This is a genomic window from Streptomyces sp. NPDC001922, from assembly GCF_042891165.1.
Classification (GTDB): Bacteria; Actinomycetota; Actinomycetes; order Streptomycetales; family Streptomycetaceae; genus Streptomyces.
In genome coordinates this window covers 403317-425728 of sequence record NZ_JBIASV010000007.1, presented here as the reverse complement: position 1 = coordinate 425728, position 22412 = coordinate 403317, and the positions used below count along the sequence as shown (strand labels likewise).

Annotated in this window: 15 protein-coding genes; 6 read left to right on the top strand and 9 right to left on the bottom strand. The window is 73.4% G+C overall.

The genetic code is table 11. The features are described 5' to 3' along the window. Window positions 1-292: 292 nt before the first annotated feature. The 5 genes from ACFYYR_RS15790 to ACFYYR_RS15770 all read left to right on the top strand — a co-directional run bounded on the left by ACFYYR_RS15790 (window position 293) and on the right by ACFYYR_RS15770 (window position 6021). Window positions 293-1909 carry an SRPBCC family protein gene (locus tag ACFYYR_RS15790; RefSeq protein ID WP_388852462.1) on the top strand — a complete coding sequence of 539 codons (1617 nt, stop codon included), beginning with the start codon at window positions 293-295 and terminating at the stop codon, window positions 1907-1909. A 227-nt stretch (window positions 1910-2136) separates the two neighbouring features. Beyond that, window positions 2137-2658, top strand: coding sequence for a MarR family winged helix-turn-helix transcriptional regulator (locus tag ACFYYR_RS15785; protein WP_388852459.1), 522 nt, complete (start codon window positions 2137-2139; stop codon window positions 2656-2658). A 133-nt stretch (window positions 2659-2791) separates the two neighbouring features. Beyond that, window positions 2792-3265 (top strand): hypothetical protein, encoded by a 474-nt coding sequence (locus ACFYYR_RS15780; protein ID WP_388852456.1) that lies wholly within the window; start codon window positions 2792-2794, stop codon window positions 3263-3265. Window positions 3266-3667: 402 nt separating this feature from the next. Beyond that, on the top strand, window positions 3668-4462 hold the full coding sequence (locus ACFYYR_RS15775) for an SDR family NAD(P)-dependent oxidoreductase (RefSeq protein ID WP_388852453.1): 795 nt from the start codon (window positions 3668-3670) through the stop codon (window positions 4460-4462). Beyond that, the gene (locus ACFYYR_RS15770; RefSeq protein WP_388852450.1) at window positions 4459-6021 is read left to right on the top strand and encodes a phytoene desaturase family protein; all 1563 of its coding nucleotides are present in this window, start codon (window positions 4459-4461) and stop codon (window positions 6019-6021) included. The genes ACFYYR_RS15775 and ACFYYR_RS15770 overlap by 4 nt, the downstream gene beginning before the upstream one ends. A gap of 271 nt (window positions 6022-6292) precedes the next feature. Here ACFYYR_RS15770 and ACFYYR_RS15765 read toward each other — a convergent pair whose 3' ends face one another. After that, window positions 6293-7099: a BTAD domain-containing putative transcriptional regulator gene (locus ACFYYR_RS15765; protein ID WP_388852447.1), complete on the bottom strand. Its 807-nt coding sequence runs from the start codon at window positions 7097-7099 to the stop codon at window positions 6293-6295. Window positions 7100-7799: 700 nt separating this feature from the next. Between ACFYYR_RS15765 and ACFYYR_RS15760 the strand changes: the two genes are divergently transcribed. Beyond that, window positions 7800-8762: an MBL fold metallo-hydrolase gene (locus ACFYYR_RS15760; protein ID WP_388852444.1), complete on the top strand. Its 963-nt coding sequence runs from the start codon at window positions 7800-7802 to the stop codon at window positions 8760-8762. A gap of 359 nt (window positions 8763-9121) precedes the next feature. On the opposite strand, the gene ACFYYR_RS15755 is transcribed toward ACFYYR_RS15760, so the two are convergent. The 8 genes from ACFYYR_RS15755 to ACFYYR_RS15720 all read right to left on the bottom strand — a co-directional run bounded on the left by ACFYYR_RS15755 (window position 9122) and on the right by ACFYYR_RS15720 (window position 22291). Next, entirely contained in the window at window positions 9122-9604 is a 483-nt protein-coding gene (locus ACFYYR_RS15755) for a hypothetical protein (RefSeq protein WP_388852441.1), read from the bottom strand. Window positions 9605-9902: 298 nt separating this feature from the next. Next, on the bottom strand, window positions 9903-11285 hold the full coding sequence (locus tag ACFYYR_RS15750) for a hypothetical protein (RefSeq protein WP_388852438.1): 1383 nt from the start codon (window positions 11283-11285) through the stop codon (window positions 9903-9905). Next, window positions 11282-16603, bottom strand: coding sequence for a hypothetical protein (locus ACFYYR_RS15745; RefSeq protein WP_388852435.1), 5322 nt, complete (start codon window positions 16601-16603; stop codon window positions 11282-11284). Before ACFYYR_RS15745 ends, ACFYYR_RS15750 begins: the two co-directional genes overlap by 4 nt. Beyond that, window positions 16600-18816: a CHAT domain-containing protein gene (locus ACFYYR_RS15740; RefSeq protein ID WP_388852431.1), complete on the bottom strand. Its 2217-nt coding sequence runs from the start codon at window positions 18814-18816 to the stop codon at window positions 16600-16602. Before ACFYYR_RS15740 ends, ACFYYR_RS15745 begins: the two co-directional genes overlap by 4 nt. Then, on the bottom strand, window positions 18813-19688 hold the full coding sequence (locus ACFYYR_RS15735) for a hypothetical protein (protein ID WP_388852428.1): 876 nt from the start codon (window positions 19686-19688) through the stop codon (window positions 18813-18815). Before ACFYYR_RS15735 ends, ACFYYR_RS15740 begins: the two co-directional genes overlap by 4 nt. Window positions 19689-19871: 183 nt before the next feature. Continuing rightward, complete coding sequence (locus ACFYYR_RS15730; RefSeq protein ID WP_388852425.1) at window positions 19872-20219, bottom strand: DUF3140 domain-containing protein; 348 nt, start codon at window positions 20217-20219, stop codon at window positions 19872-19874. A 391-nt stretch (window positions 20220-20610) separates the two neighbouring features. Further along, window positions 20611-21612, bottom strand: coding sequence for an SDR family NAD(P)-dependent oxidoreductase (locus tag ACFYYR_RS15725; RefSeq protein WP_388852422.1), 1002 nt, complete (start codon window positions 21610-21612; stop codon window positions 20611-20613). Window positions 21613-21820: 208 nt separating this feature from the next. Further along, a complete protein-coding gene (locus ACFYYR_RS15720; RefSeq protein ID WP_388852419.1) occupies window positions 21821-22291 on the bottom strand; it encodes an Asp23/Gls24 family envelope stress response protein in 471 nt (156 codons plus the stop codon). Window positions 22292-22412 lie beyond the last annotated feature (121 nt).

Genomic DNA, 22412 nt, shown 5'->3' with positions numbered 1-22412 from the left:
GGTCACCCACCGGATCGGCTGGGAGCAGACGGTGTCGACCCCGCCTCAAGGAACGGTCAAGGTTCGGGCAACGCGACGTCCGGCCCCTTGCCACGGCGCACCGGACCTGCACCGCGCCGGCTTTGACCGTGCTTCAAGTCCTCTTTGAGCCGGCCGTACCAGCGTCCCCGGTGTCGCACGCCGTGCTCCGCCGTCAGCCGTTCGGTCCGGGCACGCGGCGGCCTCGTCGGCCGGCACGGAGGAGGAGTGCTGCCGGGCCGGGCTCCCACCGAGACCACGTGAGGACCGTGAGATGAGTACCCGAACCACACCCGAGAAGATGAACTCCGTCGTCAACGACGTCGTCATCGGCGTTCCGGCCGACCGCGTGTGGCACGCCTGCACCGACATCGAGCGCTGGCCGAGCATCTTCCCCACGACCCTCGACGTCCACCGCACCGAGGTCGGTGCGCACGAGGTCATCATGGACATGAGGGTCGCCAACGAGCTGGGCGAGAACGTCGTCCGCTCCCACCGCCGGTACCGGCCCGAGGAGCGCAGGATCGACTTCCGGATGGTGACGCTGCCGCCGAGCATCGCCGCCATGCAGGGCACCTGGACGGTCGAGCCGGCCGAGGACGGAGCCCGGCTCGTCGTGGTCCACGACTTCGTCCCGCGGGCGGACGACCCGGCTGCTCCGGACCTGCCACGGACGCTCTTCCGGACGACCGAGAACGTGCTGTCCGCGCTCAAGGCCTGGCTCGAGGAGGGCCGGGACCTCGCCGCGGGCGGGGACGCCGACGGACTGCGCGACGCCTGGGGGCCGCGGACCGCGGCGAACGGGATCTCGGCGGAGACCTTCGAGAACTGCGAGCTCTTCTTCAGCCGGCTCGGGCTGGCCGGTCTGGACTGGGGCGACATCACCATGGTCCTCAAGGACCTGCGGAAGAAGAGCACCCACGAGGACTGGGCGGACTGGCACCGTCGCTGGTCGGCGCTCGGGGTGCACTACGAGGAGCGGGCGGCCGAGTCGTTCGCGGCGGGCCACCTGGAGACCGGGCGCATCGCCAACCGGAAGGCCGCCGCCTGCCACCACTACGCCGAGTTCTTCTTCTTCGACGACCCGGAGGCCAAGCTGGCCAGCCGGGACCGGGTGACCGAGGTCTTCCGGCGCGGCATCCCGCATCTGCAGGAGGTGGTGGTGCCGCTGACGTTCAGCCATGACGGCGAGGACCTCCCCGGGTACGTCATGACGCCGCCCGGTGAGGGCCCGTGGCCGTTCGTGGTGCTCGTCAACGGCCTGGACTCCGCCAAGGAGGTCGAACTGTACGCGTTCGCCCGCGAGTTCATCGCGCGCGGCATGGGCGTGGTGGTCTTCGACGGCCCCGGGCAGGGCGTGCACATCGGCCGGAAGCCGATGGTGACCGACTTCGAGCGGGTGGTCGGTTCGGTGATGGAGCAGGTCGTGGGCCGGCCGGAGCTGGACGAGCGGCGGGCGGGCATCTTCGGGGTGAGCTACGGCGGCTACCTCGCGGCGCGCGCCGCGGCGGCCGTCCCCGGATTCCGGGCGTGCGTCAACCTCTCCGGCGGCTTCGACCTGGACAACTACGCCGACATCAATGTGATGGTGCGGAAGGACTTCCGGTTCGTCTTCCACATGGAGGACGACGCGGCCATGGAGAAGCTGGCCCGGACCGCGATCAACCTCCGGGACGTCCCGCCGCTCAAGATCCCGCTGCTGGCCATCCACGGCGAGCTCGACACGATCATCCCGATGGAGTCCTGCGAGCGGATGCTGGAGTGGGCGGCCGGGGAGACCGAGCTGATCCGCTACCCCGGCGAGCGCCATGTGGCCACCAACTACTTCGGTGACTTCATTCCGCGCTTCTGCGACTGGATGGCGGAGCGGCTCGACGTGGTCGTGCGGTGACACCGGCCGGATGAGGGGAGGCCGGTCCAGGCTGCCGGCGGTGCCGTCCGGGCACGGCACCGCCGGCCGTCCCGGCCGTTCCTGCGCGGGCGGACCGGCCGGGCCTCCGCGATCACCCGGCGGCACCCCGCGGGGTGCCGCCCTCGTGGGGCGGCGGGCACCACCACCCGGCCCGGGCCTGATCCCGCCCCCCGGATACCCATGCGACTTGACGTATATAGCAAGCTATGGATAAATGGAACGGCACCACAGCGAGCGTGGAGGTGACCATGACGAGCGAACGGGCGAGCGAAGCCGCCGGACTGCCCGAACCACTGGTCCGCGAGGCCTCGCTGGGCTATCAGGTCAACCACCTGGCGCGGCTCCTGGAGCGCGCCCTGCGGGACCGGGTCGCCGCATTCGGCGTCGTTCCCGGTCAGTTCGCGCAACTGCTCGCGCTCTACGAGCAGGACGGGCTGACCCAGCGAGAGCTCTGCGAGCGGGTGCAGATCGAGCAGCCGACCATGGCCAACACCCTGCGGCGGATGGAGCGCGACGGGCTCGTCGAGCGCGTCCCGGATCCGAACGACGGCCGTCAGGCCCTGGTCCTGCTGACCGACCGCGCCCATGAGATACGCGACGACCTGGTCGCCATCGCCCACACGGTGAACGAGACGGCGACCCGGGGCCTCGACGCACCGGATGTCGACGCCCTGCTGCGCTCCATCACCCAGGTCATCGAGAACCTGGAATCCGCCGACCGCCCCTGACCGGACTCCTGCGGCGCCTTCGCCGATTCCTGTGACCGGCCGGCTCCCCTCCTCGCCGCAGCGCAGGCGCGGAGCGGCCCCGGGCAGCAGGACGTCTCCGAGGTCCGTCGTTTCCACCCTGACGGAGAGAATTGTGAAAGCCCGTGTGCACGCCGTTGCCGGAATTCTCGCCCTGACGCTGATCTCGCTGTTCTTCATCGCCTCGGTCACCGTTGAACTCGTGGGCACCGAGCGCGCGGTGTCGATCGTCAAGACGAGCATCGTCGTCGCGCTGTTCGTCCTGGTGCCCAGCATGATGGCCGCCGGAGGCACCGGGCGGTCGCTGGCGCAGGGCCGGACCGCACCCCTGCTGCGCCGCAAGCAGCGCCGGACGGCAGTGGCCGCGGCGATCGGTCTCGCGGTGCTGGTGCCGTGTGCGATCACGCTGCAGTCCCTGGCCGCCGAAGGCGACTTCGGAACCACGTTCGTCGTGGTCCAGGCGCTGGAACTGGTCGGCGGCGCGGTGAACATCACGCTGCTCGGGCTCAACGCCCGCGACGGCAGGCTGCTCTCCGGTGCGACCCGGCGCCGCCGGCGGGAGGCCGCCGCGACCACAGCTCGCCTCTGACCGGAGGTGCCGCCCGCGGCCCGGACTCCACCCGCGGCAAGGGCCTGGCCCACGCCCCGGAGCGGAACGGCGGCCGGGCCATAGCGGCCCGGGGGCGCCGTTCCGTTCCCGTCCGGCGCCGGCGGACACCGGACTCATCCGGATCCGTCCGCTCGCTGCCCGTACCCCGGGCCCGTACCGGACCGTCGGGCCCCGGTCCGCACGCCCGCCCCTCATCTGCCGTGCAGCGCCGCGGAGATGACGGCAACGGGCAACACCGGACAGGAGAGCGGCGCTGCGCCGTGCCCCTCCCCCGCCCTTCCGGACCGACCGGCCCGGAACAACACCCACCGAAAGAAACCGGGCGGCCATCTCACGCTGCTCCGCACACCCGCACGACACCTCTTGGGAGGACTCTCCGCCATGACCGTCGAGGGAAAGGCCGCACTCGTCACCGGTGCGAGCGAAGGTATCGGCTTCTCGATAGCGGAAGCACTGGTGAGGGCCGGTGCGCGGGTCGTTCTGACGGCACGCCGGGAGGGCCCGCTGGCCGCCGCGGCCGAACGGCTCGGCCCGGCCGCGTCCGCCGTCGCGGGCGACGTGGCGGACGCCGGGACCGCCCGGCGTGCCGTCGAGCACGCGGTCGCCCGGCACGGCGGCCTGGACCTGGTGGTGTGCAATGCCGGGATCCTTATCCCCGGCACCCTGGCCCAGCAGCCGCTCAGCGAGGTCGACCGGGTGCTGGCGGTGAATCTGCGGGGCACCATCGCCCTGATGAACGCCGCGGTGCCGGCCATGGCCGGGCGCGAGGGCGCCGCGGCCGTCGTCATCTCCTCGTCCATCGGCCGACGGCCCGCGGCGGGGATGGGGATCTACGGAGCCACCAAGGCCACCCTGCACTACCTGGTGCCGACCTGGGCCATCGAGCTGGCGCCGCAGGGCATCCGGGTCAACGCGGTGTGTGCGGGCATCACCGACACACCGGGCCTGCGGGCCGGTGCGGCGGCCGTTCCGGGGCTGGAGAAGGCAGTGATCGGGACCAACCTGATCAAGCGGATCGCCTCCGCGGACGAGATCGCGGGGCCGGCGCTGACCCTGCTGGACAGCTCGGTCAGCGGCTATGTCACCGGCTCCGTCTGGGACATCGACGGCGGCTTCCAGCGCGACACCTCCGGCGCGGTCGCCGACGACACCGAACTCCAGGGAGCCGCCCCATGACAACGTACGACGTGGTGATGGTGGGCGGTGGACACAACGGTCTGACCGCCGCCGCCTACCTCGCCAAGGCAGGCCTGGACGTCCTGGTCCTGGAGGCCAAGGACTACGTCGGCGGAGGCGTGATCACCCGCGAGGCCACCCTCCCCGGGTTCCAGCACGACCTGCACGCCATCGCCCACATCTTCATCCAGGGCAACCCGCTCATCCGCGACGACGAGCTGGGGCTGCTGTCCGAGCACGGCCTCGGGTACGTGTTCCCGGACCCGAGCATCGCCGTCACCTTCGCGGACGGCGACTACATCGCCTTCTACCGGGACGTCCGGAAGACGGCCGAGACGATCGCCAGGATCTCCCCGCGGGACGCGGAGAACTACCTCCGCTTCCACGAGTTCGCCGATCCGCTGCTGGACATGCTGATGGAGGGCCTGTTCTCACCCCCTCCCCCACTCGGCGCCTTCTTCGGGCAGCTCGACCGGAGCGAGACCGGCCAGGAGATGCTCCGGATGCTCCTGATGAGCTATCTCGACGTCATCAACGAGTGGTTCGAGTCCCCCAAGGTCCGTGCGGCGCTGGCCCGTTGGGTGTCGGAGATCCTGGCGGCACCGGAGGAGGGCGGCACCGGGGCATTCCTGCTCATGATGGTGCCGACCATCCACCGGTACGGACTCGGCTATGCCGTCGGCGGCTCCGGGTCCTTGACGACCGCACTCGTCAAGGCCCTGCGGAGCCACGGCGGAACCGTCCGGACCGGGGCACCGGTGGAGCGTTTCCTGTTCACCGGGGACCGGGCCACCGGGGTCGTCCTGGCCTCCGGGGAGCGCATCGAGGCGCGGCGCGCCGTCGTGGCGGACCTGAACATCAAACAGCTCCCCGCGATGGTCGGCGACCGCTTCGGAGCGGAGTGGGAGCGCAAGGTACAGCGCATCAAGCCGGCCGGCTTCACGCTGCTCACCGGCCATCTCGCGCTCAGCGAGGCCCCGGTGTTCAAGGCCGGCCCGGAGGTGGGGAGCGCGGGCCTCCAGGAGATCGCGGTGCCGCTGCCCGAGCTGATGCAGACCTTCGACGGGCTCAAGTACGGCCATCCCATCAGCACCATGCCCAGCATCGCGGTGGCCAGCGCCTGGGATCCGACCCGGGCCCCCGACGGGCAGCACACCCTCTACCTGTTGAGCTACGCACCGCGGCAACTCGCGGAGGGGAACTGGGACGACCGCAAGGAGGAGCTGTTCGACCGGGTCTTCGAGACCTTCTGCGGCCTGACCACGAACATGGGCCCGGAGAAGGTCCTCGGCCGGATGATCGACAGCCCGCAGGACGGCGAACGGTTCAACGCCGCCTGGCCGAACGGCGATCCGGGGCACTTCGGATCCCAGCTGTTCCAGTTCATGGGATACCGGCCCATGCCGAACATGGGATACCGGCTGCCCGCCGAGGGCTTCTACCTCGTGGGGCCCTCCACCCACCCGGGGTCCGGGGTCACCGGAGGAGCGCGGGCCGGGGCGAAGGCGATCCTCGACGACCTCGGGTTCGATTTCGCCGAGGTGATCGCACGGCGGTAGCTCCGGTCCGGGAGTGCACCGGGCCCTGACTGCTGTCATACCCCGACTGCTGTCATCGGGCCCCGTGCGCTCCCGGACCCCTGCGCTCGGCCGGGGGCGTTGTTCGAGGGCGGAGATCCGGTCACCGAACAGGAGATCGCCCCCGGCCGTCCTGCTGTGCTGTCCCGCTGTCCTGCCGTCCGAATTCCGCTTCCACCGCTTCGACTTCCGGCGTTCCGGCGTTCCGGCTACACCGTGTCAGGGAGTGCGCAGTGGTGTCGGTGTGTCCGTTCTAGGCCACATGTCCGGAGGAGCCGAGCTCCAGCAGAAAGAGTCCGGAGCTGCTCTTGGACTCCAGCGAGGGATCCGACCGGAGAATCGCCTGCTGAAGTCCTCGCACACGCGAGGAAGGATCGATTCCCAGCTCTTCCCGGAGATTCTTGCGCAGCATGCGGAACGCCTCCAACGCCTGCGCCGGACGGCCCGCACGGTACAGCGAAATAATGAAGAGCGAATAGAGATTCTCGTGCAGCGGGTACTGCACCACCAGACCGGAGAGTTCGCCGATCAACTCATGGTGCTTTCCCAGCCGGAGATCCGATTCCACCCGCTGTTCGACCACGCTCAATCGGTTCTCCTCAAGACTGATGCGGTGAGCCAGCAGTTGCGGCCCCACCCGCACGTCCGCGAGGACCGGGCCGCGCCAGATCCGCAGCGCCCGACGCAGCATCAGCGACGCCTTGTCGTTCTCGCCGTTCAGCAGAGCGCGGCGGCCCAGCTCCGCGAACCGTCCGAAAACACTGGCGTCCACCGCTCCGGGGTCCGCCGCCAGGCGGTAGCCCCAGCCCGTGAACGGCAGCACATCGCGGGCGACCTCGGCGGCGCTGACCTGCAGGGCCCTGGCGAGCGAGCGCCGCAGCAGCACGATGTACGTCTGCACCGTGGTGACGGCACTGGCCGGCGGGGCGCTCTCCCATAATTCGTCCACCAGGTGATCGACCGGAACGACCTGGCCGGCGCGGGCCGCCAGCAGGGCCAGCAGCTGCCGCGGCTTCGGAGCGGTCGGCGCCGCTTCCCCGCCCGTGGACCGAACTGCCAAAGGCCCAAGAATTCCAATGTCCATGTTGGTTCTCCCCCCGAAACACATACGCCTCGACGTCGACTCGAGAAATTCGATGCAGTTGAGAAGGCGTACGCTCCGTCGCCGTGCAGACTTCGCGGCCGTACGGATCAACCGCGAAGAAAAATTCTGTTCGATGCGCCAGTGGACGCAGATTCCACCGGGATGTCATCGAAATATTTTTGACGCCGTATCGCCTGAATCCTACCGGGACCACCTTCAACTATGTCAAGGGCACCTCGAGCTTTACGGCACCCTGGTCATCGTGTGCCCATGTTAGCCGGAAGTAAAAATCGGAATGGCACATTCCACCCATGTTCGGGATGACGGAAGGATGTCCCGCAGGAGCTCCGCGGGTTAAAGACCCGCTATTTTCGACAGTCATTTCGATATTCGAGAGAAGGGTGCCGCGCCGGCCCCCGTTCCGTGTGCGCGTCCCGCGGCCTTGAGCGTTTCTGTGGCGGGCTCTGACACGGTGTCGCGCCGCCATGGCTGCAGTGGGCTCCCTGGCGGCAGCGGAAAGGAGACGGATCGTCATGAACTCTGCTCACCAGTGCGCGGTGCCACGACGGAAGCCGGCGCCCGGCGGACCGGTGGCCGCCCCTCCCCTCCCCCGCAGACCGGGGAGCGGACCGGGAGCGGGCACGCACCGCCCGGCTGCGGCCACCGGAGGTCCGGCGTGACCGGCGGCCGTAGCCCGGCAGCGGCATCGCAGTCGGCCCCCACGACACAGCAGGTCCCCGCGTCGCACGAGGTCCGGGAGGTCGCGGAAGGCGTCCACGCCTATCTGCAGCCGGACGGCGGCTGGTGCCTGAACAACGCGGGCATCCTGCTCGGCAGGGACGGTGTCGTCGTGGTGGACACCGCGGCCACCGAGGCGCGGGCCCGGACGCTGCGGCAGACGGTCGGTGCGCTGAGTTCCCGGCCCGTGACGCTCGTCGTCAACACCCACAGCCATGGCGACCACACGTTCGGGAACCACCTCTTCGCCGAGGAGGCCACCGTGGTCGCCCAGGAGCGCGCCGCGGCCGAGATGGCGGAGCACGGACTGGCGCTCCAGGGACTGTGGCCGGGAGTGGAGTGGGGACGGATCGAACTCAGCCTCCCCCGGGTCACGTTCCGCGACCGGATGACGCTGCCGGTCTCCGGCTTCCGGGTGGAACTGCTGCACCTCGGGCCGGGGCACACGGCCGGGGACGCCGTGGTGTGGCTGCCCGACCAGCGCGTGCTGTTCACCGGTGATCTGGTGTTCTCCGGGGCGACCCCGTTCGTCCTCATGGGGTCGCTGACCGGTTCGCTGCGGGTCCTGGACCGGCTGCGGGCGCTGGAGCCGCTGCACGTCGTACCGGGGCACGGACCGGCCGGCGGGCCGGAACTGCTGGACACCAATGCGGACTACCTGCGCTGGGTGCGCTCGGTCGCCCGGTCGGGACTGGCGGACGGGCTCACTCCGCTGGAACTCGCCCGCACGGCCGGACCGGGCCCGTTCGCCCACCTGCTGGACAGCGAGCGGCTGGTGGCCAATCTGGTGCGCGCCTGTGCCGAGGAGGCGGGTCTGGCCCCGGCGGGGCCGCTGGACGTGGTGGCGGCGTTCCAGGACATGGTCACCCTGCACGGGGGGCTTCCGGCCTGCAACGCATGACGGAGCGGGCCCGCGAGAGATCCCTCTACGGACATAACGAGGACCCGCGCGATCTCCACCGGACCGACGGGGAGGGCGGGTTCGGCTTCCGACGCGGGACCGGGCACGGGCCTGTATCGCCGTGGACGGAGACGGACCGCCGCAGCCGCCCGGGCCCGTACCGGCGGCCGGAACGCGACCGGACCGTCGCGTTCCGGCCGGCAAACGCAGCCGGTTGCGCTGCCGGCCGGCCGCCGGGGCACGGGAACAGGTCCGCACCGTGCGCCGATGGCGCCCGCGGTCGCGGCCGTTCCGGCCCCGGCGGCCCGTCCGCCCGGCGCGCATGCTGCTCCGACGCGACACCGCCGGAGCGGCACGCGTTACTGCCGGGCAGCTCCGTTCACCCGCTCCGCCCCGGCGCGGGCCTCCTGCGCCGACGACGTGGACGCCGCCGGGGCGGGCTGCGGCGCCGCGGTGGGCGCGGACCCGTTGATCTTGTCGATCGCCTGCCGGGCCTGTTCGATCGGCGACTGCGTCCCCGCTGTCGGCGCGGACGGTGGCAGCGGGGGCCGGCCGCGGTCCGGTGTACTCTGCACCGCGGTCGGACCGAGGTTCTCCTGCCCGTTCTTCGCGGCGGACGACCCGGAGCCCTCCGGCCCTCCCCGCGACGGGGCGGCGGACCGGGAGCGCAGACGATGGCTGGCGGCCTCGTCGAGGCTGACCGGGCGCTGCAGATGCGCAGCGAGCCGGCCGGCCTCCTGGCCCAGTGCCGCCACGTCCTCCCAGCGGAGTCGGAGCACCACGCGGAGTTCGGCTTCCCCGTCGGGCAGTGCGTGCAGGGGAAGGCTGCTCTGGTCGTTCATGTGCTGTTCCTCCCGGAATCCGACAGGGCGCGCGGTTGACGCCGCGCGCCCTGAAGGTGCTGACGTGCACCGAGTGGTACGCACATTCGACTCCGGCCGTTCACTGCTCCCCCACATCGCGCGCGCCCGGTCCCGGCGGGGCGTACCGTCACGTGCACCGTGGGACGTCCGCAGCACGCCGCCTAGCCACCACGCCGCCCCGGAGACACCAACGAATCGGGCCACCTCCGCATCGGGGCACCTCGGCATCGGGCCGCCAACGCCATCGGGCCATCCTGCCTTGGAGGATGACCGGTCGTCAGTCCGCGGTGGCGCCCATCGGCTCCCGGGTGGCCCGGGCGGCGTCCAGCAGCATGCGCCCGAGTGCGGCGTCATCGGGCGCGCCCCCGGCCCCCGGACGATGGCGAATGCCCTCCGGAACCGCCGCGGCGACCTCGTCGAGCACCCGCTGGTGCACCCGCCGTCCGGCGTAACCGCCCGGGTCCCGGCCGAAGGCGACCGCCGCCCCCGCCAGCGCCGGGGCGGGTGCCCCGGCCGTCCCCGACTCCCGCCCGGCCAGCAGCCGTCCGGCAGCGGATTCGCCCTCCCCGGGCCGGGTGAGCAGCAGGACGTCGGCCAGACGGCGCCCGCCCAGTTCCTCGTACGGATCGCACAGCAGCGCTGCGGCCACGGCCCGCGCCTCCGCGTCCTCGTCCTCCCGGCCCGCCAGGAACTCGGCCACCGCCGCGGTCACCGACTCCCGGGGGCCGTGGCCGGCGGCCCGGAGCGCGGCGAGGCAGAGCCGCAGGCGCAGCAGGGGCGGTGGGTAGCGGTCCGCTCCGCTGCCGCTGCCGCCGGACGGCACGGCGAGGGAGTCGGCGAGCACGGCGGCGTAGGCCGGACCGGCGATGAGGCAGGCGCAGATGTCGGCGAAGGCCTCGTCCGCCCAGTCGCTCCAGAGCGCGGCCCGGGACGCGTCGGGAGTGCTGTGCCGCAGCCGGGACGGCAGTGTCCCGGCGCGCAGCAGGTCGTCCTGGATGTGGTGGCCGACCTCGTGCGCGACGAACAGCAGACCCGGCAGGTGGTTCCGGTGGGACCACGGCAACTGGACGACCGGGAAGGGAAGGTGCCGCACCAGGTGCGATCCGGGCACGGTGTGGAGGCCGCCCCGGGGCAGCAGATCGCGGTACTGGCTGCCCTTGCGGTGTGCACGGGGTGATGCGTCGCGGTGCAGACAGACCAGCGGGGGCTCCTTGGGCACCTCGGCTCCGCCGGCTGCCGTCAGCGCGGCCCGGTAGCCGGACCAGGCGAGTTCGTCGGCGACCGTCAGGAACGTGGCGTGCGACGGAATGTGGCGCAGCAGCAGCTTGCTCCGGAAGTAGTCCCAGATGTGGTGCAGATCCAGGACTTCCGCGGGCAGGTCCGCCGGGGGCGGGACGGTGATCCGCTCCTGGGTGGCGGAGATCGCGCCGGAGAGCGTGGCGGCGATCCGGGCGAACTGACTGTGGTTCCGCTGCAGGGGGCCGCCCGGGCGGGTGTATTCCGTCCAGAGCAGCAGTTCCTCGCGGAGTCCCCGGAGTCCGTCGTGCAGCTCGGCCGCCTGCCGGGCCCCGGCCCGGGTGCTCCCGGCTCCCGTCCCGGCGGCGTCCTCGCTCCGGGGCGGCGGAAGACCGGCCTCGGCTGCCGGTGGCCGGCGCTTCACGGTGCCTCGAAGGCGGAGGGCGTGGCGAAGATCGCCGTCGCTGCGGTCGCCAGGGACTCCCCGGCCCGCCAGGAGCGGTTTCCCGCAGGCCGGTCCGGCAGGGTGCCGCCGTGCAGCCGGTGGCTGAGCTCGGCCAGCGACTCCCCCTCCGCGAGGCAGCCGGCGAGGATCCGGGTCGTCCGGAGGCTGCCCGCCCGGTCCAGTCCGGCGCCGACGACGGTGGGCACCGACCCGTGGGCGAACAGCAGGGCGGCGAAGAGGTTACGCAGCACCAGCTGGCGTCCGACGTCGATGTCGGAGGCGGGGCGCGGCGGGTCGAGCACCACGAGCGGTTCGGTTCCGGAGGGGAACGCCTCGAACCAGCCCGCCAGTTGGAAGGGGTAGAGGTCGGTGCCGGCGGTGCCGCGGCGGGCCGGCCAGTCCTCGGCGTAGGAGGACAGGTCGAAGCACGGTGTGCCCTGGTGGATGCGGAGCGGCGCATGGACATGGATCACCGCGGCGCGGCTGCCGGGTGCCGCGGCGAGTACGAGCGGACCGGCGGCCTCCACGTCGAGGACCCGCCATCCGGCCCGTTCGTAGGCGCCGACCACGTCGTGGGAGTGGCGCACCCCGCGGGGCAGGGCGGGCAGTTCCTTCCGCAATGTCGCCACCTGCGGGACGCCGGGGCTGAGCTGCCGTCGGCGGCGCATCCGGAACGCGGTGATCAGCGCGATCATCCCGGCGGCTCCCGCGGTGGCCGGCAGTGCCGCCGCCGCGACCGCGGCGGCAGCGGCGGCGGACGCGGTGGCCACCGTGGCGAGGGCGGCCACCGTGTCGTCGGACATGCCGCGCCGGAGCTTCGTCAGGGCGTCGGACTGCGCCCCGGATCCGGGACGGGTGTCGGCGGGGGGGTCCTCGCCGACGACGTCGACGACCGCCGAGCGCAGCCACCGGGCCTCGAGCCCCGAGGCCGCCCGGGGAAGGCTGCGGTAGACGGGCGGCGGCCGGCCTCCCGGCCAGCCCTCCGGCGGGTCGGACCGCAGGGCCAGTTCCCAGGGCAGGGCGTGGACGATGGGGTCGTCGCAGTCCAGGCGCAGGGCGCCGGCGTTGCGGTCCGGCCCGGCCCCGCCCCGGGCGGCCAGCACCCTGCGCATGAGCGGCTCCACGTCCTGCCAGTCGGCGGCGAGCAGATCGTCGGACGACAGCATGCGCTGCTGGTCGAGTCCGTCGGGCCAGACCACCGGGACGACGTGCTCCCCTGGCCGCTTCGGCAGGAGACGGGACACCGGCGGGACGTCCCGGCCGGGGGCGGGCCAGCCGAGTTCGCGCAGCATGCGCCGGGCGTGCTCGGCCGCCGCGTCGTCCCGGGCCTGCTCGGCCCGGTGCAGCCGCAGCCGGGCCGCCCACGCCGTCGGACGCTGGACGGCACCGGTCAGCTCCGCGGCCTTCTCGATGAGGTCCGCCGCCTGTCCCGGGATCTGGCCGGGCGCTTCGGCGAGGTACAGCAGGCACACGCCCCGCAGATGGGGGAAGTCGCCGCCCGCGGCATGGAGCTGGGGCAGCAGCCGGGCCGCCTGGGTGGTGGCGCCGCTGCGCAGGAGTGCCTGGGTACCGCGCCAGACGGTGAGCAGCCGGTCCTCCCCGAGCTCCCGGCAGGCCTGCTGCAGGGCCGCTTCGAGCCGGGCCGTCGCGCCGGCCAGGGGGCTGCGGTTCCCGGCGAGCGGTCCGGTGGCGTCGTACCCGGCGAGCACGAGCCGCTGGGCGACGGTGTCCTGGGGGGTGGCGGCGGTGGCGGGCGCCGGGGCGAGGAGCGGGCGCAGCAGTTGCCACCAGGCCGAGCCGCCGCCCGCGCCGTCCGCCCACAGGTCGTCGCGGAGTTCGGCGAGCAGGGCGACTCTGGCCTGCGGGGGGCTCAGCGCCGCCACCGCGGACTCCAGCGCGGCCGCGGCCTCGGGGGTCGGCTCGGGGTGCTCCAGCAGCAGGCGCAGGGCCAGCAGTCTGGGCGAGGCCCGGTCCTCGGCGACCGCGGCGTGCGGGACGCGTACGGGGCTGCCGGTGTCCGCCGGGGGGCGGGGCCCGCCGGAGAGTTCGAGGTCCGGGGCCATCCTGCGGAGGGCGCGCAGCAGCAGCGCCGCCTTCAGGTCGTAGACGGCGGCGGTGTCGTCGGGGGCGGGACCGTTGCCGTCGGAGGGCTGGTCCCCGCCGTCGGCGGCCGGCTGGGGCGCGGGCGAGGCGACGCGGGCGGCTGTGCGCAGGTCGCCCACCTCGTCGGCCAGGAAGCGGGCGTGCAGGTAGCGGCACTCGGGATGGCCGTCGACATAGCCGAGTTCGGCCCAGAGCCGGGTGGCCCGGTGGAAGCAGTTCTCGGCCCGCTCGACGGATCTCAGCTCGCCGAGGACGGCGCCGCGGAGCTGTTCGGTCTCCGCGAGGTGGCGGTAGCGGGCGGTGCCGTCGATGCCCCGGGCGTGCCGCTCGGCCTCGTCCAGGGCGGAGAGCGCCGCGACGGCCCCGCCCAGCAGCCATGCGGAGCGCGCGCGGAGCCGGGCCGCCGTCGAGCGGTGGGCCGGATCGGCCCACCGGGCCTCCGTCAGCCGGCTCAGTGCCGCCGCCGGCTCGTGGCGGGAGAGGAGCAGGAAGGCCTCCTCCAGGGCGGCCCGGCCGTCGGCGTTCCGGGCGGCGGACCGGTGCACGTCCACCGCTCTCCGGCACCAGTCGAGGGCCTGGTCCAGGCGCCCGGCACGGCTGTGGTGCCGGGCGAGCGCGAGGGCGGCCTGCTCGGCCATGTCCAGGTCGCCGAGGTCGCCGGCCCGGCGGCCCAGCGCCTCCAGAATGGCCGCGGCGGCGCCCGGGTTGCGGTCGTCGGCGTGACAGTCGCTCAGCACCCGCCAGAGGTCGAGGGTGCGGACCGGGTCGGGATGGTCCCGCAGCGCCTGCCACACCGCTTCGGCGGCCTCGCGGTGCTGTCCGTGGAGCCGGAGCAGGGCCGCCTGGACCGCGGTCCGGCGCGGGTCCCGGGCGTCGGGCCGGCCGGGTCGGCGGTAGGAGTCGGCGCGGGAGGCGTGGCGCTGCGTCTCGGACCACAGGGGGTCGGAGGGGTCGACCTCGTCCCGCAGCGCGGTGCGGAAGGCCGCGTAGGCGAGGTGCTGGTGGGCCTCGCGCAGCACGTCGGGGCCGACGAGGGGCCGCCCGTGGGGTCCGGGCCGGGGCCGGCCGTCGTCGTCGACGTACTCCTCGCCGAGCACCTCCCCGGCCAGTTCGCGGACCCGTTCGAACGCCCCGTCGTCCAGAGCGCGGTGGATGGCGCCGCGCCAGCGGTCCACGGCCTCCGGGTCGCCGATCTGGAAGCGGTGGTAGAGCGCGTCGGCGAGGTACGACGACCACTCGGCGGGGCTGCTCTCGGCCCGCTCCTCGAAGCGCCGGGCGAAGGCCAGGTGCAGCTCGCGGAAGACGGGCTTGTCGGCGATGAGCCGGCGCATCGGGGCCCGGACGTCGCTGTGGAAGACGACGGTGTGCTCGTCCCCGCTGACGTCGGAGATCCAGGACGCCTGTCCGGCGTAGCCGAGGAGGCGGCGCCAGGCGCGCTTCAGCTCGTCGGTCTCCAGCTGCGGCGGGGCGAACGGACGGGCCTCGTCCCGGGAGCCCGCGCCGCGGTCGAAGGGGAAGACGTCGTCCCGGCCGCGCAGGTGGTGCCGGTCCTGGCGGGGGTCGTCACCGTCGCCGGGCACGCTCATCCCGCGGGCCAGCGGCCGGCACATGACGTCGGTGAGGTGCTCGAACCTCAGCCGGCGCGGCACCACGCCGTACCGCAGGAGCCACCGCACGGCCGGGTCCTCGATCCGCTGCACGACCCGGTCGACGAGATAGCGGACGAGCGGTTCGTGGTTGCCGGCCAGTTCCTCCGGGGTGATGCCGGGTTCCTGTTCGATGGTGTCGGCGAAGAGGGCGAGGGTGAAGGGCAGGCCGCGGGAGCGGGCGACGGCCACGGCGCGGAGCCGGGGGTCGGTGACGCCCCGGATGTCGCGCAGGTAACCGTCCGCGGCCTCGGGGGAGAAGCGCTTCAGCTCGTGGTGGGCGGCGGGGCCGAGCGTCCGGCCGGCCTCGGCGCACCGGCGTCGCAGGTCGAACCGGCCGGAGAGGACCAGGCGGAGCCGCGGGCAGGCCCGGACGATCTCGCCGAGGAAGCGCAGCAGGCGGTCGGCGCCCCCGTCGGAGCGCAGGACCGCCTCCTCCATGGTGTCGACGACGACGAGCACCGGTCCGGGGTGTTCCAGCCGGTTGAGCCGGTTGACGAACTGCCGGGTGACGGTGGCGCTCAGCGAGCGGGCGCCGGAGCTGCGCAGGGCGTGGGCCGCGCTGGCGGTGGCGTCGGTGGACTGCCTGCGTAACAGCCGCCGGTAGGGGGCGAATTCGTCGAGGCGCTCGAAGGAGCGCTGCGGCAGCCGTCGCTGGAGCTGGTCGGCGATCTCCAGCAGCAGGAGCCAGGGGTGGCGGGCGGCGTTGACCGGGTCCAGGACGTCGAGGTCCAGGCGGGCGCAGGCCACGTCCCGGGGGGCCGGGACGCACACCCGGGACACCAGCCAGCGCAGGGCCATGGTCTTGCCCGCGCCCCCGGTGGCGTACAGCTGCAGTACGCGGGGCCCGTCGTCGCCGAGCAGCTCCATGGCCTGTTCGCGCAGGCCCGCCGGTTCCCGGTAGAGCGCGGACCGGGCGTAGTCGGCCGCCCAGTACGCCTGGGCCCGCAGATAGCCGCTCCGGTCCAGGGCCAGTGCGGCGGTGCCGGAGTCGGTGTAGGGGCTGCGGTCGGGGTCGGTGAGGACGTCCACGAGGTCCTGGCAGCGGGCGAAGTCCCGGTCGCGGTCGGCCTCCTCGAACAGGGCGCCGAAGAGCTCGGCCGCCGCGGCGGGGTCGGCCAGCAGCAGGTGGCGCAGCTCCTCGGTGCGGTCCCCCGCTTCCCGCCAGTGGGCGGCCAGCCGGTCCGCGAGGGAACGCAGTTCGGGCGGGGGCGTGCCGTCGGTGCCGTCGAACCAGCGGGCGAGGTAGTGCGAGCGGTCCTCGTCGGCGAGCTGGTAGCGCCCCTCTCCGCCGGGGAGCGGCACGACCAGGCGCTCCGCCACGAGATCCGGGAGGTCGGGGGCGGCCGGGCCGTCGCAGGCGGGCCGCAGCAGCTGGTCGTAGACGGTGCTGTCGAAGACCGCGGCGGCCGCCGCGGCGCGCAGGACGGGGCCCCACTCCGCCGGCAGCGCGGAGCGGCGGATGGCCTCCGGCGACTCGCCCGCGATGAGCCGCCGGACGAGCTCGGCGACGGGGTCGTCGGCGGCGCCCTCGGTCGGGTCGGTCACGGCACCTCCTCCGACATCCGCGCGCCCTTCAACTGGGCCGGGGGAAAGATCCTGCAGAGCTTCCCGAACAGTCCCACGGGCACCGGGCCGTTGCAGAACTTACCGCGCGCCGCCTCGAAGACCTGCTCGAACCACTCGAACTGCAGCCCGCTGCGCAGGCAGTGCTCGCGGGCCAGCCGGTGGAACTCCCCGGCATCGAAGTCCTCCAGCGACACCTGCTGACGGAGCATCTCGTCCTCGGCCGGCAGCGAGCGGTGGACCCAGTTGGGATCGGCGACCAGGACGAAGCGCAACGCGCCGCCGCGGTCCAGGGCGACCGGCCGCAGCAGCAGCGGGTAGACGAACTGCTCGAAGGCCTCCGGCAGGATCAGGTCCGCGTTGTCCATGACGATGACGTGCGGCTGTTCCTGGGCCGAGGCACGGAGCACCCCGAGGAGGCCCGCGAAGATCTCCGCCCGGCGCGCGTCGGGCCGGCTGCTGTTCTCGTCGAACGGCAGCCACTCGTCGACGGTCGCGCTGACGGGCTCGGCGGAGCTCGGGGGCAGCCCCCGCACGGCGCGGTTGAAGGGCTCGTAGGAGTCGGCGAAGACCGCTTCCGGCATGGGGGTGAGCTGGACCGGGTCGAGGCAGGCCTCCCGGACGACGCGGACGGTGTCCAGCCAGTCCTTGTGGGTGCTGCGCCGCTGCGGGCTGCCGGGCCCCGGCCGGGGAAGGTCCCGGGCGGCCAGGTCGACGTAGGTGGCCCGTTCACCGCGCAGGGCACAGGTCAGCAGCCACCAGTGGGCGAGCCAGGTCTTGCCGATCCGGTACTCGGGGAAGTAGTGCGTCTCGCCGGTGAGGACGAGGAGGCGGCTGCCGCGCCGGTCCCGGCCGTCGCCGTCGACCGACCACCAGGCGATCCGGCGTTCCGCCGAGCGTCCCAGGAAGAGCCGCAGGTCGGCGTACTGCTTGTTGAGCAGGACATCGGTCAGGGACTCGTCCGCGAGGGCGAATCTGACGGGGACGGCCAGCTGCGGGCCGCAGACGGTGGTGAGGACGGGCAGCGCCCACGAGCCGTCCGCCGTGGGCTCTGTGCGGAGCCGGCGCCGGGTGGCGGCCAGCGCGTCCTCCAGGGGTTCCTGTGCCCCGAGGCGCCGGTAGAGCTCCGCCGAGAAGGTCACCGCGACCCGGGACCGGACGTCCGCCTGCATCGAGATGACGGCGCGCGAACCGGTCCTGAGGAAGGCGTCGGCGAGGCCGCCGAGCCGGTCCGCCGGGTCCTCGGCGCTGCGGCAGGCGTTGAGCACCACGAGCCCGGGCCGCCAGGAGGCCAGCTCGGTGACTCCGGTCGAGTCCAGTTCCCAGCCCGGGCCGGCCGCGGCGGCACCGCCGGCCGGCGGCGGACCGCTCCCGGGCACGCCACTCGGGGCGAACGCGTCCTGGACGGAGGCCCAGTTGAAGACCAGCGCCGCCGACCCAGCCTCGCCACGGGGCATCCCGTGTCCGATGAAGTGCAGCACATGGGGGCGGAGCCGTTCGATCGCCCGGGAGAGCCCGGCCTTCGAGGGGCCGTCGAGCACCTCCACGTCGCACCGCCCCGGCCGGTCCGCGAACGCGCCGCGGATGGAGGCCACTTCCTCGTCGGCGAGGAGCGTGCGGTCCCGGGGGTTGCAGACCACCACGAGGATCCGCAGCGGACCCAGTTCGGCCTCGCCCGGGCACACGGGGCACTCCCCTTCGCCCCGGCAGTCCCGGGTGTCGGCGGCCGCCTCCGCTCCGGCGTGCCGCAGCAGCCGCAGGCGGTCGTCCTGCCAGAGCCACTGCGGCCCGCGGCGCAGCAGCTCCCAGGGAACGACCCGGAGCCGGGCGGGGCCGATCTCCAGCCGTACCCGCAGCGGTGTCCTCGCGCCGGGCCGGGGGCGCAGTCCGTCCCAGAGCTCGGCGACGGGCCCGTCGAACAGGGCCCCGTACATCAGCTCCCCCGCGGCTTCCCGCTCGGACTCGCGGACGCCCGGGTCGAAGAGCCCGTCGAGGCGGGCGGGGCACCGGTCGGCGGGGCCCTCCAGCAGGTCCGCCGCGCCGGCGGTGACGGTGTGCCGGGCCTCGGTGCCGTCGGCGGCGCGCAGCCGCACCTCCAGCGGGCTGCCCGGGGTGTCGTCGAGAGCCTGGATCGAGAGGACCGCGCCGGCGCGGTCACCGGCCGGGCAGGTGCCCCCGGCAGCGGCGGCGGTCATGATCCATGGCCGTGGTCGCCGCCCTCCTGGCTCCCCGGGCCCGTATCGGAACCGGCACCGGTGTCGGACGGGGCGGGCTGCTCGGCGACGGCGACGGTCTCGAGCACCGTCGCCGGATCCTCCTGGGCTTCCGCGAGCAGCAGCGGGGGAACCGGGGTGGGCGCGGCGCCCCGGCCCGGCTGCGCGAGGTCGTACTCGGCCGAGACCTTCCCCAGCCAGCTGCGGCGGATCCGGACGACACGGTAGAAGGGGGTCAGCTCCCGGCCGACCCACTCCAGCCCCAGCCGGTTCCGCTTGCTGAGTGCGGCCCCGGTGGCGAGGTCGGCGAGCTGCACCGGGCCGGCACCCAGTCCGGCGGAGAGCCTGAGTTCGGCCTCGGCACCGGAGCCCGCGGCCGAGAGAACGGTGCCCGCCCCCACGTGCACCAGCTCCGTGACCGCCAGCAGTGCCGGGTCCCACCTGCCCTGCCAGATCAGGGCGGCCAGGTCGGAGGCCAGCCGACGGGTGTCCGCCACACCGCTCTGGGTCAGGCCGTTGAAGACCGCGAGGACGCCGGCGTCCCTGCCGAATTCGACCCGGATCCCCGCCTCGGCCTGGGCCAGCGAGGAGAAGGCGGCGTCGGTCGCGCCGGCCGCCTTGAGGTTCACCTTGGCCGAACCGGCGGAGTCGTAGACGAAGTGATCCTCCGTCGGCTGCGTGCGGGTGGCGAACTGCACGCCCCGCTCGGCCAGCGTGCCCGCGCTGCGCACCGCGCTTCCGTCGTGGACCAGGACGTCGCCCAGGGCCACCCGCCGGCTGAGCGGCCAGCTGAGCCACCAGTCCGGCCAGAAGTCGCCCATGGCGTCGCGGTACGCCTCGAATGTTCTCTGCATGCCCCGTCATCCCCCCGCTCGCGGCCGATTTCCCCCGGTTGCATCGGCCCGCACGCTAACAGCGCTTCTTGCCATAATGTGACCGCTCAGGCACGGTGCGCAAGGTTCAGATGAAAAGTGAACATCCGGAGCCGGAAGGCGGATCAATTCTGGCCGAGTCTGACGATTGTCGATCGATTCTCGTCAGGCGCGTGGCTTGAGCGGGTCGTGCCCGACCAGCATCATCCTTCGCCGCCAAGGGCTGTTCTCGCCCTGGTCGGCCGCGTGGTCATCCCGGTGGTCGTCGACCGTGTCGACCACGCGGAGCATCAGCCGCACATCGTCGTCGGTGAGATCCATCCGGCGCTTCTGGAGCACCGCCAGGACCTGCTGTCCGTCCTCCGAGCCCGCGGCGTCCGCGGGGAGCCCCTCGTCCTCCCGAGCTGCCGCCTCCGTGGTCAGGAACGCGCTCAGCTCCGTGGACGTCATGTTCACCACGCGGTGGAACTCGTCCCACACCGCCTCGATCTCGAACTCGGAGATCTCCGCCACCGTCACTCCCCAGGGGCTGCTTGCCGACTGCCGTGTCAAGGGCGTGTCACCGCTGCACCGGCACCGGATCCCGGCCGGCGACGACCGCGCGGTCCGCGACGGCCTTCACCCAGGGGACCGGTCCCGGGTACCCGCCGCACGGCCGGCTCCGCGCCCGCCGCACGTCCGTGCACCGTACGTCGCGGCCCGCTCGGGGCGGCCGGTGCGACACGCCCTGCTCGGGCGGGTGCCCCGGGAGGCCGACCGGAAACGGTCTGGCGCCGGTCCCGACCGGCAGGCGGCCCAGGGGCGGGAGGGCCGGGCACGACCGCCGAGCCGACGCGGCCGCACGACGCACGACGCACGACGCACCCCACCCTCGCCCCGGGGACTCTCCGCATCAAGATCCGCATCAAGAGGAGGGGCGGGCCCGCTCCCCCGGCCCGGCCGGGACCGCGCCGTACTGGTTGAACCGCTCCGCGGCCCGGCCGTTCAGGCGGCTGAACAGCGTGACCAGCCGGGCCTGCGCCACGCGCCCGGTCCGGGCGACCACCGACCCCTCCACCGTGCCGCCCGACGCATCGTCACCCGGCGGCAGCACGCGGGCGAGCAGGGAGTTCAGCCGGGTCGTGACGACCGGGGCGACACCGTGGACCCGGGCGCCGATGCGGGCCATCGGCGTCAGCACCAGCCGTGGCCGACGGCGCTCGACGGCTTCCACGATGCGGTCGGCGGCCCGTTCGGCGTTCATGGACAGCAGCGGCAGCCCGGCGACCGCGGCGAACCAGGCGAACTCCCGGTCGGGATCGCCGGCGAACCGCGCGTGCAGATGGGAACCGGTGCGCATCAGCCCGGGATGCACTGCGGTGACACTCACCCCGTGCTGCGCCTGTTCCTCGTGCAGGCCTTCGGCGAGCGTGCCGACCGCCGCCTTGGCGCACGAGTACGGCAGCAGGTGCGGCACCGCGAGCAGCCCGCCGATGGAACCGATCAGCGCCAGCCGCCCGCCGGCCCGGCTGTTGCGAAGGTAGGGAAGCGCCGCGAGAGAGGTGTTGAGAGCGCCGAAGAACATCGTGTCCATGGCGTCCCGGAACTCCTCGACGCCGACCGAGCCCACCGGCCCGACCTGGATGATCCCCGCGCTGCCGATGACGATGTCGACGCCCCCGCCGTGCGCCGCGGCCTCGGCCATCAGCCGGCCCACCGCCTCCTCGTCGCGGACGTCGCAGACGACGGTGTGCACGGTGACCCCGTGACCGGTGCGCAGCAGTTCGGCGGCCTCCGCCAGTTCGTGACCGTCCCGGGCGGCCACGGTGACCCGGCTGCCGCGGCGCCCCAGTTCCTTGGCCAGCAGCAGCCCCAGGCCCCGGGACCCTCCGGTGACGACGGCGGACAGCCCTCGCAGGTCGGACATGGACGCCCCTCCTCAGGTGCGCTCCCGGCGCCCGCCCCGCCGGATACGGCACAGTGCTGCCCGGCCTTGTCCGGGCAGGGGCACCGGGCAACGGTGCTCCGGGCCGTCCGGCGGGGCGATCACACGGCAGGTCGTAGCCCACCGCGCCGCCGGGGCGGCGGGTGACATGGATGCCCGGCCCGGGTGCGCCGACGGGCGGACCGGCCCGTTACTGGACCCGGGCCTCCTCGGGTTCCTCCTCGTCGGGGAGGTGGACATCGTCGACGACGATGTTGACCTCCACGACCTCCAGCCCCGTCATCCGCTCGATCGCGGAGATCACGTTCTCCCGCACATCCGCGGCGACGTCCGTGATGGAGACTCCGTACTCGACGACGACATCCAGGTCGATGGCCGTCTGGCGTTCGCCGACTTCCGCCTTGACCCCGCGGGTGACACTGGGGCGCCCGCCCGGGGCCCGCTCGCGTACCGCGCCCAGGGTCCTCGCCATCCCGGCGCCGAGTGCGTGGATACCGGGTACCTCACGGGTCGCCATTCCCGCGATCTTCGTCACCACGCTGTCGGCGATGGTGGTCCTGCCACGTTCGGCGGGACGCGCCGTGACCTTCTGTCCGGTCTGCGTTCCGGCGGCGCGCGTGCCACCGGATTCCGTCTGTGTCGCGCTGAGCTGTTCGCCCATAACAGCCACCTCTCTCCGGGGACGCTGCCCTCGGACGGCAGCCTCCTCGTCGGCGTATCCGGGCCTCCTCCCACCCTAGGCGCGGTGCCCGTCCCCGGCGCGTCGAGGCTCCGCGGGGCCG